Source organism: Serratia sp. KH_031 (genome assembly GCF_057839655.1).
The window spans coordinates 94822-110394 of record NZ_CM174496.1; the positions used below are offsets into that span (position 1 = coordinate 94822).

Consider the following 15573-nt stretch of genomic DNA (forward strand, 5'->3'; position numbering starts at 1 on the left):
TAGTCCTAATGGCTCTGGGAATCCGGCCTAAGGTTTTGACGCGCGCGCGCAGCATGATAGCGGTACTTTCCTAATACTCTGAGGTTTTCCCATGTGGTCTTTCCTTAAAAGCCGCCCAGATGCGCTGCTGGTGACCGATCAACAACAGATCGATAGCAGCTACAAATACTGGCGTATTCAACTGATGTGGACGATGTACATCGGTTACGCCGCGTTCTATTTCACGCGCAAAAGTTTCAACTTCATCATGCCAGCGATGTTGAGCGATCTTGGCCTGACGATGTCAGATGTGGGGATCTTGGGGACGCTGTTCTACATCACCTACGGTTGCTCGAAATTTATCTCCGGCATGATAAGCGATCGCTCTAATCCACGTTATTTCATGGGGTTGGGACTGATTGCTACCGGTATTCTGAACATCTTCTTTGGCCTGAGTTCGTCACTGATGATGCTAGGGACGTTGTGGATCTTGAATGCCTTCTTCCAAGGTTGGGGCTGGCCGCCGTGCTCAAAAATCCTCACCAGTTGGTATTCCCGCTCTGAACGTGGCGGTTGGTGGGCAATCTGGAACACCTCGCACAACTTCGGTGGCGCGTTGATCCCGCTGCTGGTGGGCTTTATCTCTCTGCATTTTAGCTGGCGCTACGGCATGATTATCCCTGGGATTATCGGCGTGGTGATTGGCCTACTGATATGCTGGCGCTTACGTGACAAGCCTTCCACGATGGGGTTACCGAGCGTGGGGAAATGGCGTAATGACGCCATGGAACTGGTGCAGGAATCAGAAGGTCAGGGGCTGTCGAACAAAGAAATCATCAAACGTTACGTACTGACGAATAAGTATATTTGGTTGTTGGCGGTCTCTTACGTGCTGGTGTACATCGTGCGTACCGCGATCAACGATTGGGGCAACCTGTATCTGACGCAAGAGAAAGGGTATTCGCTGATGACCGCTAACTCGGCGATCTCGTTGTTCGAAGTCGGTGGTTTTATCGGTTCGCTGGTGGCGGGTTGGGGTTCTGACAAACTGTTCCGTGGCAACCGGGGTCCGATGAATCTGATTTTCGCCATTGGTATTTTCCTGTCGGTCGCTGCGCTGTGGATCATGCCGGGTATCAGCTACTTGTTACAGGCGGCGTGCTTCTTCGCGATTGGTTTCTTTATCTTTGGGCCACAAATGCTGATCGGTATGGCGGCGGCAGAATGCTCGCATAAAGATGCGGCCGGTGCGGCAACGGGTTTTGTCGGCCTGTTTGCTTACCTAGGCGCAGCGCTGTCTGGCTACCCAATTGCTCGCGTAATGGAAGTGTGGCACTGGAATGGTTTCTTTGTGGTGATCTCGGTGGCGGCGTGCTTATCGGCATTCTTCCTGCTGCCGTTCCTGCGTGCCCAATCGCCGAAACTGAAAGCGGCTGAGGTTTAAGTGACATTTTGAGTCCTCTTTGGCGCTTTTATCACCATTTAAAGTGCGGGGATAAAAAAGAGATTGACGCCCTAGGTAGCCGGCAGTAACATGCGCTCCGCACGGCGAGTAGCGCAGCTTGGTAGCGCAACTGGTTTGGGACCAGTGGGTCGGAGGTTCGAATCCTCTCTCGCCGACCACATTCAAAAAAACCGACGAAAGTCGGTTTTTTTACGTCTGTAGTTTATAGAGGATGAGAACCTCCGAAGGAGGTTTGAGCCGAGCGAAGCGAGACAGCGTTGCGCAGCAACGACCCGAAGGGCGAAGAACGCAGTGATGAGTTATCCTCTCTCGCCGACCACATTTGAAAAACCTGCTTTTATAGCAGGTTTTTTTCGTCTGGAGTTTATAGAGGATGATCAGACGTTATACTTGAAAAACCATTCCAAGCAGCATTTTGGAAGCTCTAACGCAACATCACTTTACCAATCAGATAAGTTGTTGCTTGTCCACTGATGTGGACACGATCACCTACTAACTGGCAGCATAAATCCCCGCCACGCTCGGACACCTGACGCGCTAGCATCTGTGTTTTATTCAGTTTTTCAGCCCAGTAAGGAATGAGCATGCTATGGGTTGAACCTGTGACAGGGTCTTCCGCTACGGCTTCTCCAGGGCAGAAAAAACGGCTGACAAAATCGTATTCTCCTTCGCCTGGAGCCGTAAGACAGACCATTTTTCCCAGTGGGAGCATGGCATTAATATTCGGGCGTACGGCTTCTACCTGCTGTTGATTCTCCACCACTACCATGTAATCACGCGCCACGCGCATTTCTTGGCACTCTGTGATGCCCAACGTTTCTAGCAGCAAAGGCAATGGCGTGATGGACTCGGTTTTCCAAACTGGGAAATCAAGCGTCAGCCATTCGCCACTACGTGTCACCGTCAGTGGGCCAACAAACCGGGTATCGAAGTGGATAGTCGTGTCCGGGTAATCAAGATGTTCAAAGATGACGTGTGCAGCAGCAAGTGTGGCGTGTCCGCACAAATTGATTTCACCCTGAGTGGTAAACCAGCGCAGCTCAAAGCCACTATCGGTTGTAACAAAAAATGCTGTTTCTGACTGGTTATGCTGCTTAGACATTTTCAATAATGTTTTATCGGGCAACCATTCGGTGAGCGGGCATACTGCTGCGGCGTTACCACCAAAAGTGGCAGTGGTGAAGGCATCTATCATGTAAAAATCAATTTGTTGCATGGTATAAACCTCTAATCATTCCCGGGGAAAATCATGCTCTACCATGCCACGACAACGCACAATTTCGAATTTTTTTATGCATTCACATCTACCCAAATAAATGAGAGTAGTGTTTAACTAAAAGTGGTCACCGCATTAGCGTTTTTTCCCAACCGATATAACGTCTGTTCTTGGCACAGAGCCACCCTAGCTTAGACTCCAATTGACCCAAATAAAGAATGAAACCCTCAAGCCGCTTTCCCGACGGTAAAATCGAAGTGTATTTCGTCATAAGGGAAAATCAGGCCGTTCTCTCCTTTTTCCACGATACCGCATCCCAGCAATGTCTGTAGATCGGTATGCACCGCTTTGACATCACGCTCCGCGCGTCGAGCAATTTCTCGGATAGAGAGTTCACCAGCACCGGTCATCAGATGCAAAATCTGCATTTTCTTCGGTGACAGCGTTTTCCACAGGGTTTCCCAATCCAAAAAGGTGATGTAGCTACCTTGGGTTTGCTTATCACCTTGCAACGCATTGAGCATATTCTGTTTGGTTACCGCGAGAGAGGAAACCCTGATGGTGACTGTATTCATTTTACTTTCCTCTTAGGTTGTCGACATCGCTCCAGAAGCAATCAAGGCTTCTAGTGATGTGAAGTACATTGTGCTTTCTTTATCACCTAGGTGCTTGTGGTCTCCTTTGCCAGATTCGTTATCGTAGCGAAGACGACAGATACCTTCTTCAACATAAGCCAAACGGTATTTGTAATTGTGCTGACTGGCTTTAAGTCCGGATCTACTTACCAGATAACGATTTGAACAAAGGCATTGTGTGCTAGTAGGATCTTATCTCGGTAAATCAGTTGAGACGCCATGTTCTCTTCCTTAAGTGTTGGTGGCAATAACAACAGTCATGGTGTGTTGTCAATGATGACAATAGTTATTTATATATGATCAATTCTTATATTTCCCTAGCAATTAATTCACGCTCCTTATTCTTTCTGGCTTTCATTCACCATATTTTAATTAATTCATCTTTGCATCACAAAGCTCTGTTGATAACACTCTTGTATTCTTTTTTTATTTATCTATATTCTGAATGTACGTAATGAGAGCCATTGATTCTTATTGCGTGACAAAACTGTGATTTTATTTGATTACTTTAATCATTGGTTAATTATTTTTGGAATAAATTCACTATGAAATAATTTGCTGATTAAGGTTTTATTTTATCCTCTCGGATTTAAAGGAATTCAGTTATGCGCAAATTTAATAAACCGCTGTTGGCGTTGCTGATTGGCAGCACGTTGTGTTCTACGGCGCAGGCCGCGGTGCCAGGCAAACCATCGATTGCTTGGGGTAATACCAAGTTCGCTATTGTGGAAGTCGACCAAGCGGCGACGGCTTATAAAGATTTAGTGAAAGTTAAAGATGCGGCTGATATTGCTGTTTCATGGGATTTATGGAGTGGCGATGCGGGAACTACGGCGAAAGTTTTATTAAACGGTAAGGAAGTTTGGACTGGGCCATCAACCGGAACTTCCGGTACAGCGAATTTTAAAGTCAATAAAGGTGGCAAGTATCAAATGCAGGTGGCGTTATGTAATGCTGAAGGTTGTACCAGCAGCGATGCAACGCCAATCGTGGTTGCCGATACCGATGGCAGTCATTTAGCACCATTAAATGAACCGCTGTTGGAAAAGAATAAACCGTATAGCCAAAACTCCGGCAAAGTGGTAGGCACTTATTTTGTTGAGTGGGGTGTATATGGGCGCAACTTTACCGTCGATAAACTGCCAGCGAAAAACCTGACCCACATCTTGTACGGCTTTATTCCGATCTGTGGTGGTGATGGCATCAACGATAGCCTGAAAGAGATCGAGGGCAGTTTCCAAGCGTTGCAGAAATCTTGTCTGGGACGTGAGGACTTTAAAGTCTCAATCCACGATCCGTTCGCTGCGGTGCAGAAATCGCAAAAAGGCGTCACCGCTTGGGACGACCCCTACAAAGGTAACTTTGGGCAGTTGATGGCGTTAAAACAGGCGCGGCCAGATCTGAAAATCCTGCCATCAATTGGGGGCTGGACGCTGTCTGATCCGTTCTACTTTATGGACGATCAAGTGAAGCGCGATCGTTTCGTGGCCTCGGTGAAGGATTTCCTGAAGACCTGGAAGTTCTTTGACGGCGTAGACATTGACTGGGAATTCCCTGGTGGTCAAGGTGCTAACCCGACTCTGGGCAGCGCGCAGGATGGAGCAACCTATGTGCAACTGATGAAAGACCTGCGTGCGATGCTGGATCAACTGTCGGTGGAAACCGGTAAGAAGTATGAGCTGACATCTGCTATCAGCGCCGGTAAGGACAAGATCGACAAAGTCGATTACAACACCGCGCAGAACTCGATGGATCACATCTTCCTGATGAGCTACGACTTCTACGGAGCTTTCTCTCTGACGGATTTGGGTCACCAGACCGCGTTGAAGGCCCCAACTTGGAGGCCAGATACTGCGTACACTACCAATAACGGTGTGCAGGCGCTGTTGGCACAAAATGTGAGCCCGGGCAAGATCGTGGTGGGTGCAGCGATGTACGGACGTGGCTGGACTGGAGTTAGCGGCTACCAGACCAACAATCCGTTCACAGGTACTGCTACGGGGCCGGTTAAGGGGACTTGGGAGAATGGCATCGTGGATTATCGCCAGATCGCTAATGAGTACATGAGCGGTGAATGGGTGTATAGCTACGACGCAGCGGCTGAAGCACCCTATGTGTTCAAAGCTTCAACTGGCGATTTGATCACCTTTGACGATGCGCGTTCGGTACAGGCAAAAGGTCAGTATGTGCTGGATAACCAACTGGGTGGTCTGTTCGCTTGGGAAATTGATGCTGACAACGGTGATATTCTCAACACCATGAACGCCAGTTTAGGTAACACCGCTCAATAATCGATTGTAGTCCCTGCCGGAGGGTAAGTTTTACCTCCGGCTTTTTTTACGCTGCGCTCATTGTTGTGATTCAGGGCACAAAAAGCGCCTTTCGGACTCACTCTTTCGAGGGGGTCTTCAGCATTTCCTCCTGCCTTTAACCCAGAAAACAAAAATAACCGCTCATATATTCAGCATTCAGTAACAAACTTTTTGGGTTTTTTATTGGAGGTTAACTCTGTTCACATTCTGTAATGCAGTCGATTGGCCTGAATATAAACCCATAGCCTATATTTTAATGCTGGAAGTGTTAACGAAAGGTTTTTTTTATGTTTGTTTGCTGTTTCTCACAGTATGCGTAAATCCCTACTGGTTATATTGACGGCACCCCAAACAGTTGGCAATTTGTTAGCCTCAGGGGTAAGAGCGAGGGCGGTTTGAGTGGTTTCCACGCGCTCAGACACCCAGGCAGCGATGCGTTCCATCCGCTACCTTCGCCATTGTTCCTTCTGCCTTCGGGCGCTGACCGCACAGGCCGTGCAATAAAAAATATAGGGTCTGGCGGTAATTACACACATCACCACATCACAAATGGGGCACTAAAGATGACAAGTTCCTTAGGGAAGTCTGGGATGCTGAAGTTCGGTATCGGTTTGATTGCGCTAACCGTAGCGGCTAGTGTGCAGGCAAAGACGCTGGTTTACTGTTCTGAAGGTTCTCCTGAAGGGTTCAACCCGCAGTTATTCACCTCTGGTACCACCTATGACGCCAGCTCGGTGCCAATTTATAACCGTCTGGTCGAGTTCAAAACCGGTACTACCGAGTTGCAACCGGGTCTGGCGGAAAAATGGGACGTCAGCGAAGACGGTAAAACCTATACCTTCCACCTGCGTAAAGGCGTGAAGTGGCAAAGCACCAAAGACTTCAAACCGACCCGCGAACTCACTGCTGACGACGTGGTGTATTCCTTTATGCGTCAGTTAGATCCGAAAAACGCCTACCATAAAGTGTCTGGTGGTACCTATGAGTACTTCCAAGGCATGGGTATGCAGGATCTGATCAGCAAAGTTGAGAAAGTGGACGACAACACCGTGAAATTCACGCTGACGCGTCCAGAAGCACCATTCTTGGCCGATCTGGGTATGGACTTCGCTTCCATCCTGTCTGCGGAATACGCCGACAACATGATGAAAGCAGGGACACCAGAAAAAGTGGACTTGAACCCAGTCGGTACCGGTCCATTCCAACTGCTGCAATACCAGAAAGACTCCAAAATTCAGTACAAGGCATTTGATGGTTACTGGGGCACCAAGCCGAAAATCGATCGCTTAGTGTTCTCCATCACGCCGGATGCTTCTGTGCGTTATGCCAAACTGCAAAAGAACGAATGTCAGGTGATGCCGTATCCGAACCCGGCTGACATCGCCCGTATGAAGCAAGACAAAACCATCAACCTGATGGAGCAACCAGGCTTGAACGTCGGTTATGTTTCGTTCAACGTCGAGAAGAAACCACTGGATAACGTGAAAGTACGTCAGGCGCTGACCTTGGCGGTGAACAAAAACGCTATCATCGAAGCGGTTTATCAGGGGGCTGGTCAAGCGGCCAAAAACCTGATCCCACCAACCATGTGGAGCTACAACGACGCGGTGAAGGATTACACCTACGATCCTGCCAAAGCGAAAGAGTTGCTGAAAGAAGCCGGTATGCCGGATGGTTTCTCCATCGATCTGTGGGCAATGCCAGTACAGCGTCCGTACAACCCGAACGCCCGTCGTATGGCGGAAATGATCCAGAATGACTGGGCGAAGATTGGTGTGAAAGCCAAGATCGTTTCCTACGAGTGGGGTGAGTACCTCAAGCGCGCCAAAGACGGTGAGCATCAGACAGTGATGATGGGTTGGACTGGCGACAATGGGGACCCAGACAACTTCTTCGCCACGCTGTTTAGCTGCGCCGCAGCGAAAGATGGCTCCAACTACTCCCGCTGGTGCTACAAGCCGTTTGAAGATCTGATTCAACCGGCGCGTGCCGAAAGCAACCACGAAAAACGCATAGAACTGTACAAACAGGCTCAGGTAGTGATGCATGATCAAGCTCCGGCGCTGATTGTTGCCCACTCTACCGTTTACGAGCCAGTGCGTAAGGAAGTGAAAGGCTACGTGGTTGATCCGTTAGGGAAACATCACTTCGAAAACGTTTCTTTAGACTGATTTTGAGTTAAAGACGGGTATTGGATTCCGGGGCGTATAACCTACGCTTCGGTGTTCCCGTCCCTGTAATAACGTTCAAAGTTGTGTGAGCATTAATAAGCCCGGTGGACGATGAGCCGCCGGGCACTTTATACAGAGAGTTCGGGATATGTTGCAGTTCATACTCCGACGTTTGGGGTTAGTTATCCCAACGTTTATCGGCATTACCTTGCTGACTTTTGCATTCGTCCATATGATTCCCGGCGATCCGGTGACCATTATGGCCGGGGAACGCGGGATCTCCGCAGAACGCCACGCTCAGTTGATGGCAGAAATGGGGCTGGATAAGCCGCTTTATCAACAATATTTCACCTACGTAACCAATGTGCTGCATGGCGATTTGGGTACGTCACTCAAAAGCCGTATCTCCGTTTGGGAAGAATTCGTTCCGCGCTTCAAAGCCACGTTTGAACTTGGGCTCTGCGCGATGCTCTTCGCGGTGATCGTCGGCATTCCGGTCGGCGTGCTGGCGGCGGTTCGGCGCGGCTCAATTTTCGATCACACCGCAGTAGGAATTTCTCTCACTGGCTATTCGATGCCGATTTTCTGGTGGGGCATCATGCTGATCATGCTGGTGTCGGTGCAGCTCAACCTGACGCCGGTATCGGGGCGAGTCAGCGATACCATCTTCCTCGACGATAGCCTGCCGTTGACCGGTTTTATGCTGATCGACACCCTGATCTGGGGCGAGCCGGGCGACTTCATTGACGCCGTGATGCACATGATTCTGCCTGCCATCGTGTTGGGCACCATTCCGCTAGCGGTGATCGTGCGTATGACGCGCTCTTCAATGCTGGAAGTGTTGGGAGAAGACTACATTCGTACTGCCCGCGCCAAAGGTGTGAGCCGGATGCGGGTGATCGTAGTTCATGCCTTGCGTAACGCTTTGCTGCCAGTAGTGACGGTGATTGGTTTGCAGGTCGGTACTATGCTGGCCGGTGCGATTCTGACCGAAACTATCTTCTCTTGGCCGGGGCTGGGGCGTTGGCTGATGGAAGCATTGCAACGCCGTGATTATCCGGTGGTGCAGGGCGGCGTGTTGCTGGTCGCCTGTATGATCATTTTGGTTAACCTGCTGGTAGATCTGCTCTACGGCGTGGTCAACCCGCGTATTCGCCACAAGAAATAAGGGGCGCTCTAATGTCTCAAGTTACCGAGTCTGTTGTTAAAGGTGCGCCGAAGCCAATGACCCCGTTTCAGGAGTTTTGGCACTATTTCAAGCGCAACAAAGGGGCTGTTGTTGGCCTGGTTTATATCGTTATTATGCTGGTCGTCGCGCTTGGTGCGGGTTGGTTAGCGCCACACTTGCCAGCCGAACAGTTCCGCGATGCTCTACTTAAGCCGCCGGCCTGGCAGGAAGGCGGCAGTTGGCAATATATCCTTGGCACCGATGATGTCGGTCGTGATGTGTTATCGCGCCTGATGTATGGCGCACGTCTGTCGCTGTTGGTCGGTTGTTTGGTGGTGGTACTGTCGCTGATCATGGGCGTGATTTTTGGCCTGCTGGCGGGGTACTTCGGCGGCGTGGTGGATGCTGTCATCATGCGTGTCGTTGACATCATGCTAGCGCTGCCAAGTCTGTTGCTGGCATTGGTGCTGGTGGCGGTATTTGGTCCGTCGATCGTGAATGCTTCACTGGCGCTGACCTTCGTTGCCCTGCCGCACTACGTGCGTTTAACCCGTGCGGCGGTACTGGTCGAAGTGAACCGCGATTACGTCACCGCTTCACGGGTAGCGGGCGCCGGTGCGCTGCGCCAGATGTTCGTCAATATTTTACCAAACTGCTTGGCACCGCTTATCGTGCAGGCTTCCCTTGGTTTCTCTAACGCAATCCTCGATATGGCCGCTCTCGGCTTCCTCGGTATGGGTGCGCAACCGCCAACGCCGGAGTGGGGCACCATGCTCGCCGACGTATTGCAGTTCGCGCAAAGTGCTTGGTGGGTCGTGACCTTCCCTGGTGTGGCTATCTTGCTGACCGTACTGGCCTTTAACCTGATGGGGGACGGCTTGCGTGATGCTCTCGACCCCAAACTCAAGCAGTAACGAGGAACGGATCATGGCGTTATTGAATATAGACAAGCTTTCGGTGCACTTCGGTGACCAAGGCGAACCGTTCCGCGCGGTTGACCGAATTAGTTACAGTGTGGAGCAGGGGCAAGTGGTTGGGATTGTGGGTGAATCCGGTTCGGGTAAATCCGTTAGTTCGTTGGCAATCATGGGGTTAATCGACTTCCCCGGCAAAGTGATGGCCGACAAACTGGAGTTCAACGGCCAAGATTTGCGTAAGATCTCCGAAAAAGAGCGCCGCCAATTGGTGGGTTCTGAAGTGGCGATGATCTTCCAAGACCCAATGACCAGCCTCAACCCGTGTTACACCGTGGGTTATCAGATTATGGAAGCGCTGAAAGTGCATCAGGGCGGCAACCGTCGCACTCGTCGCCAACGCGCTATCGATCTGCTGAACCAAGTGGGCATTCCTGATCCCAGCTCGCGCTTGGATGTTTATCCGCACCAACTTTCCGGTGGTATGAGCCAGCGCGTGATGATCGCGATGGCGATTGCCTGCCGGCCAAAATTGCTGATTGCCGATGAACCGACAACGGCACTCGACGTGACTATTCAAGCGCAGATCATCGAACTGCTGCTGGAATTGCAACAGCGCGAAAACATGGCGTTGATGCTGATCACCCACGATTTGGCGCTGGTGGCGGAAGCCGCGCACCACATCATCGTGATGTACGCCGGGCAAGTGGTGGAATCGGGCAAAGCTGCGGAAATCTTCCGTGCGCCGCGTCACCCTTATACTCAGGCGTTGCTGCGGGCGTTGCCGGAGTTCTCTACCGACAAAGCGCGCTTGGCCTCACTGTCGGGCGTGGTGCCGGGGAAATACGATCGTCCGAACGGTTGCCTGCTCAACCCACGTTGTCCGTATGCGACCGAGCGTTGTCGTCAAGAAGAGCCAGAACTGCGCAGCATTCCTGGTCGTCAGGTTAAATGTCACACACCGCTGGATGATGCAGGGAGGCCGACCGTATGAGCCAGAATCAACCTTTATTGCAGGCCATTGACCTGAAAAAACATTACCCGGTGAAGAAAGGATTGTTTGCTCAAGAGCGATTGGTTAAGGCGCTAGATGGCGTTTCCTTTACTCTCGAACGCGGCAAAACGCTGGCGGTGGTGGGGGAATCTGGTTGTGGTAAATCGACGCTGGGTCGTTTGTTAACCATGATCGAAGTGCCGACCGGCGGTGAGTTGTATTATCGCGGGCAGGATTTGCTGCAACCGGATGCAACGGCTGAGAAATTGCGCCGTCAGAAGATCCAAATCGTGTTCCAGAATCCTTATGGATCGCTCAACCCACGTAAAAAGGTCGGGCAGATCCTCGAGGAACCGTTGTTGATCAACACGCCGCTGAGCAGCGCCGAACGACGCGAAAAGGCGTTGGAGATGATGGCGAAGGTTGGGCTGAAAACCGAGCATTACGATCGTTACCCGCATATGTTCTCCGGCGGTCAGCGTCAGCGTATCGCTATCGCCCGTGGGTTGATGCTCAACCCTGACGTGGTGATTGCCGACGAACCGGTTTCCGCGCTCGACGTTTCGGTACGTGCGCAGGTCTTGAACCTGATGATGGATTTGCAGCAGGACTTGGGGCTGTCGTACGTGTTCATCTCGCATGATTTGTCGGTGGTGGAGCATATCGCCGATGAGGTGATGGTGATGTATTTGGGGCGCTGCGTGGAGAAGGGCAGTAAAGACGCCATCTTCAACAATCCGCGCCATCCGTACACCCAAGCTCTGCTGTCTGCCACACCGCGGTTGAATCCAGGAAGTCGCCGTGAGCGCATCAAACTGACTGGCGAACTGCCAAGCCCAATGAGCCCACCACCGGGTTGCGCCTTCAACGCCCGTTGCCGCCGTGCCTTCGGCACCTGCACCCAGTTGCAACCACAATTGAAACAGTACGGTGAGCAAATGGTGGCGTGTTTCGCGGTCGATCAGGATGAAGAAGCGGTAAGTTCATAGGGATTAAAAAGTCTAACGCCGGTAGCGATACCGGCGTTTCTTGATCTAAATATCAGGTTAGCTATCAATTTTTACTATTTTAAAATCTATTAATCAGTGATTAAAAAATAGGGTTATTAAGATTCTTCGTGGAGTCGTTAAATAGCAACTCATTATTTCTAATGATTATCTCGCTATTTATCACCTTATTTATTGTGGATAAGGCACCCAATCTCCGCCATTCAACCGAATATAGGTTTTGCCCTGATATTGCATCACCACGGCATTGTCATTCTCAGAAATAACCGGTGTTTGTGGCAGATTCTGCGTCAGAGTTTGCCAGTCGACGCTAGGCGCAGCGAACGCTTTACCATCGACCATACGGGCGACCAGTTCTGACAGCGCCAGATAACTGCTCGGTGTTTTGACGTGCACCGGGCTGCTTGGCTGCGGTGCTTGCATTCCCACCAGTTTAATCCCGACCGGAATATGGGTGATGCTTGGGCTGGGGATATCACGCAGGCCGGACATCTGCATCTTGTCGCCAACCAGCGCTGCGCCGTGCTCTGGCACCACAACCACCATCACTTTACGGCCAGATTTCTCCAGTTCGCCTAGGAAAGTGTTCAACTGATCGAACAGCGTTTTCGCCCGTGGTGGATAATCGGCGGTTTTGTTGGAGCCAGCGAAGTGGTTGCCGTCGTGCAGTGGGATCAGGTTGACGAAGGTGGCACTGCGCGCATCACCGGCTTTTTTCTGCTGTTCCAACCAGCGATTGAACAGTGCCAGATCGTTGTAAATCGGTTCACCATCGAACGAAGCCAGTTCGTTGCCTAAACCGGCTTGCGACATCAATGGAGCCTGTAAATCCCCTTGTTCGCGCAGTTCTTTCAGGTAGTTACCGAACACGCCGGAGTGGTCCATCATCAATTGTTCTTTAAAGCCCAACTTGGCGAGATTATCGAACAGGTAACATTGCTGACCGACGGGTTGATACAGATCGTGGTGCGATGGCTGGCCGCAACTGGCGCGCAACAGACGGATCGACGCAGGGCCGCTATAGGCGGTTGCCGAGTTGAAGTTGTCGAATAGGATGTCCATTTTCGCCCACAGCGGGTGGTTCTCCAGCTTGGAGGCTTCCACGTCGCTCCAGGCCAGCGAACAGATGTTGATAATCAGCAAGTCGAACGGTTGGGCATCCGCAGGTAACGTGGTAGGGAAAGTGGTGGCGCGGCCTTTTTCCTGTTCATAAAACTTGTTCAGATAAGCGGTCAGGTTGGCGTTGGTCGGTGGAGCGCTGTCGGCAGCGGTGTCTGCTGTCACCGCTGGGGTTGTGGTGGTCGCAGCGGTGGGCGACGTGCTGCTAGTTGGCATCAACGAGAATGCCGGGCCACCAATAGCCAGCAGATTTAGCCACACCAATGCCACCACGGAAAACACCGTAATACGTAGCCACTGGCTCAGGAATAGGTAGCCGACCAGCATCACAAACCCGGCACCGACCATTTGCCAGTTAATAAAGCGGTTTGCCAGTTCAAGCAGGTATTGCGGGCTGAAACCCGCCAGTTGCGAGCCTTGGCTGAGAATACTGTTGATGCCCGGCAACCAAGTATCGTGCCAAAACAGGCCGAAGCCGATCGGAATGGCGATGAGGTGCCGCCAACGATGCAGACGCAACGAAGGGATTGGCATCAGCAAGAAAGCCATAAACACCAAATTCGGCAACGCATGGAAGTTCAAGTAGCCGAACCATAGCAAAGCAAACTTAGCTAAAAAGTACAGGTTCCAGCCACCGAGACCGCGCCAGTAGCGCCATAAGCCGCTTTCGTTGTGGGTATTTTTTGGGTTCATGGTTATTTCTTATGTTTAATCTGAGATGACGCGCCGTTACGCACCCATAACCCAGCAGATTTCAAATAACGCGGTGAGAGCAATAGGTTTTGCCAATGCTGCCGCCAATGTGGGAAACGTCGATGGAAAGCGTAACCCAACGGCACGAACACCAAGGCGCACAGCAGCACCAGTTGCACAATGTCAGTGAGATTCATCATGCCTTGTTCTCCGCTGCGCCGGTGGCTAAGGTAAAAGCGACCGGCTGACGGCGCTCTGGCGTGGCGCTCGCTTCCTGTATGACTTTTTTGGTGCTGGCGATGGCTTGCCCGCTGAGCGGTGAAAGCAGATTGCTGCCATGAGCCATTTGTTTGATTTCAGAAACAATATCGACGTCTTGATGCCAAACGACACGGTTACTGAATGCCTCGTCTACCGGCAAGCGAAAGATAAACTTCAACGCGGTGTCGAGATCGTTAATGCGGCAGGTGGAAAGGAACAGTACCAAGCGATTTTGCACCACGGTCATTACGTCACCAAAACGGCGCAGGTGGCACAAGGTTAACGCCTGCTCGGCACGTAGACCGGGAGCTGGGCGCAATGCCACCATCACCCCTTTGCCATCCTCCGGCAACAGAGTGTTTTCCATCAGCGTTAGCACCGCCTGACTAAAGTCTTTGGGCTTCATATAACCTTTGAGTTGCAATGGGCGCAACCCGCGCAGTAGGGCGTCAATATCGGCAGGAACATGGCGCGGGAAACGTTGCCCTTGGATGCCTTCTAACATGGTCAAAAAGCGTGAAAGCGAGGCTACGTGCGGCACGATAAGGTTAGCCCCGCAGGCCAACAGCAGGCGTTCATCGCTGTAACGCAGGCTGGCGCTCATCTCGCGCACGACGATTTTTAGGCTGTTACCGCGTTGGCGGCGTAAGTTGTGGATCTGGCTTGCCAGCGCGTCGATTTGTTCACTTTTGGCTAGGGCAAAAATCAGCGTGGCCGCTAGCGTTAACATCCCATGCTGCGCCAGTTCGTTATTGTTCGCCAGCAGTTGCCAGTTGGCAGAAAGCGGTGGTGCGCCTTCCAAAATGCTTTGTTCCGCCAGATAACGATTTTCGTCATTACGCGCTGCGGTGGGAGAAGGTTTATTGCTGTCATCGTCACCTTGCCAACCCTGCTCGCCGCGATACAGCGTCAGTTGCTGATTGGCATTGATGCCGTTCTCTGTACTCCACCAATTCACCAGATATTGGGCGTTATCTTGCTGCCATTGCAGGCTGGATAGGCCGTCGAGAATACGGTGCTGATTGCTGAGTTGTCCTTTGAGTTTGTTGACGCCGCTGCCGTGGCTGAGGATCGCTAACGTACACTGCTGTTGGCGCAACCAACGGCCTAGTGAGCTGGTCCACTGTAATAGCTCGTCACTGGTAAAGGTTTGCCACAAGCTGGCGTGCACTAATAGGATCAGCAAACGGTGGGTCGGTCTGAGCACCCGCATCATATCGTCGCGAAAATGCAGCAATGCGGCCTTTTTTTCCGGCAAGCTATACAAAGGGAGTTTTTTTAATGACGGCGAAATCAATTCGGTGAGTAATTTATCGGGCTTATCACCACTATAAATCAGCGCCACGCGGCTGGTTTCTGCCTGTGCGGCGATCATTTGTTGGCACAACAGATCGGCATCGATTTGACGATCGATATTAATCCAATACAGCCCGGAGGACTGCATAACAGACAGTTCTTCCCAAATCTGCCGAATACCTAATGAGAATGAATGTGCCATAGGTTGTTTTTCTACGTTTGGTGAAAGTGCAGCGGGCTAACTGGATAAAGCTATTAAACAATTGTAACATTGCCATCCATAATAACAAACATAACCCCCGTGAAATTATAACCATTAGGAATCATCTCGCGGGTCATTTTC

13 protein-coding genes, 1 tRNA gene and 1 other RNA gene are annotated in these 15573 nt (G+C 51.2%); 9 read left to right on the top strand and 6 right to left on the bottom strand.

The window, feature by feature from the left end; all coding sequences use genetic code 11:
• The first annotated feature begins 91 nt into the window (after nucleotides 1-91).
• From AC3ISQ_RS00405 to AC3ISQ_RS00415, 3 genes are all read left to right on the top strand, one after another.
• Nucleotides 92-1423, top strand: a complete 1332-nt coding sequence (locus AC3ISQ_RS00405; protein WP_489350036.1) for an MFS transporter — start codon at nucleotides 92-94, stop codon at nucleotides 1421-1423.
• 102 nt (nucleotides 1424-1525) lie between these two features.
• A tRNA-Pro gene (locus AC3ISQ_RS00410) sits at nucleotides 1526-1602 on the top strand.
• Between the two features lie 32 nt (nucleotides 1603-1634).
• Nucleotides 1635-1763: non-coding RNA, RtT sRNA (locus tag AC3ISQ_RS00415), on the top strand.
• Between the two features lie 105 nt (nucleotides 1764-1868).
• On the opposite strand, the gene AC3ISQ_RS00420 is transcribed toward AC3ISQ_RS00415, so the two are convergent.
• From AC3ISQ_RS00420 to AC3ISQ_RS00430, 3 genes are all read right to left on the bottom strand, one after another.
• Nucleotides 1869-2660, bottom strand: a complete 792-nt coding sequence (locus AC3ISQ_RS00420) for a PhzF family phenazine biosynthesis protein (protein ID WP_489350037.1) — start codon at nucleotides 2658-2660, stop codon at nucleotides 1869-1871.
• 227 nt (nucleotides 2661-2887) lie between these two features.
• Nucleotides 2888-3235 carry an HVO_A0114 family putative DNA-binding protein gene (locus AC3ISQ_RS00425; RefSeq protein ID WP_489350038.1) on the bottom strand — a complete coding sequence of 116 codons (348 nt, stop codon included), beginning with the start codon at nucleotides 3233-3235 and terminating at the stop codon, nucleotides 2888-2890.
• A gap of 12 nt (nucleotides 3236-3247) precedes the next feature.
• Complete coding sequence (locus AC3ISQ_RS00430) at nucleotides 3248-3397, bottom strand: toxin-antitoxin system TumE family protein (protein ID WP_489350039.1); 150 nt, start codon at nucleotides 3395-3397, stop codon at nucleotides 3248-3250.
• A 503-nt stretch (nucleotides 3398-3900) separates the two neighbouring features.
• Between AC3ISQ_RS00430 and AC3ISQ_RS00435 the strand changes: the two genes are divergently transcribed.
• The 6 genes from AC3ISQ_RS00435 (at nucleotide 3901) to dppF (ending at nucleotide 11843) form a co-directional block, all read left to right on the top strand.
• On the top strand, nucleotides 3901-5586 hold the full coding sequence (locus tag AC3ISQ_RS00435) for a glycosyl hydrolase family 18 protein (protein WP_489350040.1): 1686 nt from the start codon (nucleotides 3901-3903) through the stop codon (nucleotides 5584-5586).
• A 584-nt stretch (nucleotides 5587-6170) separates the two neighbouring features.
• Complete coding sequence (dppA, locus tag AC3ISQ_RS00440; RefSeq protein WP_489350041.1) at nucleotides 6171-7778, top strand: dipeptide ABC transporter periplasmic-binding protein DppA; 1608 nt, start codon at nucleotides 6171-6173, stop codon at nucleotides 7776-7778.
• Nucleotides 7779-7926: 148 nt separating this feature from the next.
• Complete coding sequence (gene dppB / locus AC3ISQ_RS00445) at nucleotides 7927-8946, top strand: dipeptide ABC transporter permease DppB (RefSeq protein ID WP_489350042.1); 1020 nt, start codon at nucleotides 7927-7929, stop codon at nucleotides 8944-8946.
• Nucleotides 8947-8957: 11 nt separating this feature from the next.
• A complete protein-coding gene (gene dppC / locus AC3ISQ_RS00450) occupies nucleotides 8958-9860 on the top strand; it encodes a dipeptide ABC transporter permease DppC (RefSeq protein ID WP_489350043.1) in 903 nt (300 codons plus the stop codon).
• A gap of 13 nt (nucleotides 9861-9873) precedes the next feature.
• Nucleotides 9874-10854, top strand: coding sequence for a dipeptide ABC transporter ATP-binding protein (dppD, locus tag AC3ISQ_RS00455; protein ID WP_489350044.1), 981 nt, complete (start codon nucleotides 9874-9876; stop codon nucleotides 10852-10854).
• On the top strand, nucleotides 10851-11843 hold the full coding sequence (dppF, locus tag AC3ISQ_RS00460) for a dipeptide ABC transporter ATP-binding subunit DppF (protein WP_489350045.1): 993 nt from the start codon (nucleotides 10851-10853) through the stop codon (nucleotides 11841-11843). The genes dppD and dppF overlap by 4 nt, the downstream gene beginning before the upstream one ends.
• A 189-nt stretch (nucleotides 11844-12032) precedes the next feature.
• Here dppF and bcsG read toward each other — a convergent pair whose 3' ends face one another.
• From bcsG to bcsE, 3 genes are read right to left on the bottom strand one after another with little or no spacing between them, the layout of a single operon-like run.
• Nucleotides 12033-13673, bottom strand: a complete 1641-nt coding sequence (bcsG, locus tag AC3ISQ_RS00465; protein ID WP_489350046.1) for a cellulose biosynthesis protein BcsG — start codon at nucleotides 13671-13673, stop codon at nucleotides 12033-12035.
• Nucleotides 13674-13675: 2 nt separating this feature from the next.
• A complete protein-coding gene (gene bcsF, locus AC3ISQ_RS00470) occupies nucleotides 13676-13873 on the bottom strand; it encodes a cellulose biosynthesis protein BcsF (protein WP_489350047.1) in 198 nt (65 codons plus the stop codon).
• On the bottom strand, nucleotides 13870-15432 hold the full coding sequence (gene bcsE / locus AC3ISQ_RS00475) for a cellulose biosynthesis protein BcsE (RefSeq protein WP_489350048.1): 1563 nt from the start codon (nucleotides 15430-15432) through the stop codon (nucleotides 13870-13872). Before bcsE ends, bcsF begins: the two co-directional genes overlap by 4 nt.
• Nucleotides 15433-15573: the final 141 nt, after the last annotated feature.

Bases quoted from the DNA above. Each gene is read 5' to 3' on its own strand.
- AC3ISQ_RS00405 (WP_489350036.1), top strand. From the start codon at position 92: ATGTGGTCTTTCCTTAAAAGCCGCCCAGATGCGCTGCTGGTGACCGAT.
- AC3ISQ_RS00420 (WP_489350037.1), bottom strand. From the start codon at position 2,660: ATGCAACAAATTGATTTTTACATGATAGATGCCTTCACCACTGCCACT.
- AC3ISQ_RS00425 (WP_489350038.1), bottom strand. From the start codon at position 3,235: ATGAATACAGTCACCATCAGGGTTTCCTCTCTCGCGGTAACCAAACAG.
- AC3ISQ_RS00435 (WP_489350040.1), top strand. From the start codon at position 3,901: ATGCGCAAATTTAATAAACCGCTGTTGGCGTTGCTGATTGGCAGCACG.
- dppA (WP_489350041.1), top strand. From the start codon at position 6,171: ATGACAAGTTCCTTAGGGAAGTCTGGGATGCTGAAGTTCGGTATCGGT.
- dppB (WP_489350042.1), top strand. From the start codon at position 7,927: ATGTTGCAGTTCATACTCCGACGTTTGGGGTTAGTTATCCCAACGTTT.
- dppC (WP_489350043.1), top strand. From the start codon at position 8,958: ATGTCTCAAGTTACCGAGTCTGTTGTTAAAGGTGCGCCGAAGCCAATG.
- dppD (WP_489350044.1), top strand. From the start codon at position 9,874: ATGGCGTTATTGAATATAGACAAGCTTTCGGTGCACTTCGGTGACCAA.
- dppF (WP_489350045.1), top strand. From the start codon at position 10,851: ATGAGCCAGAATCAACCTTTATTGCAGGCCATTGACCTGAAAAAACAT.
- bcsG (WP_489350046.1), bottom strand. From the start codon at position 13,673: ATGAACCCAAAAAATACCCACAACGAAAGCGGCTTATGGCGCTACTGG.
- bcsF (WP_489350047.1), bottom strand. From the start codon at position 13,873: ATGATGAATCTCACTGACATTGTGCAACTGGTGCTGCTGTGCGCCTTG.
- bcsE (WP_489350048.1), bottom strand. From the start codon at position 15,432: ATGGCACATTCATTCTCATTAGGTATTCGGCAGATTTGGGAAGAACTG.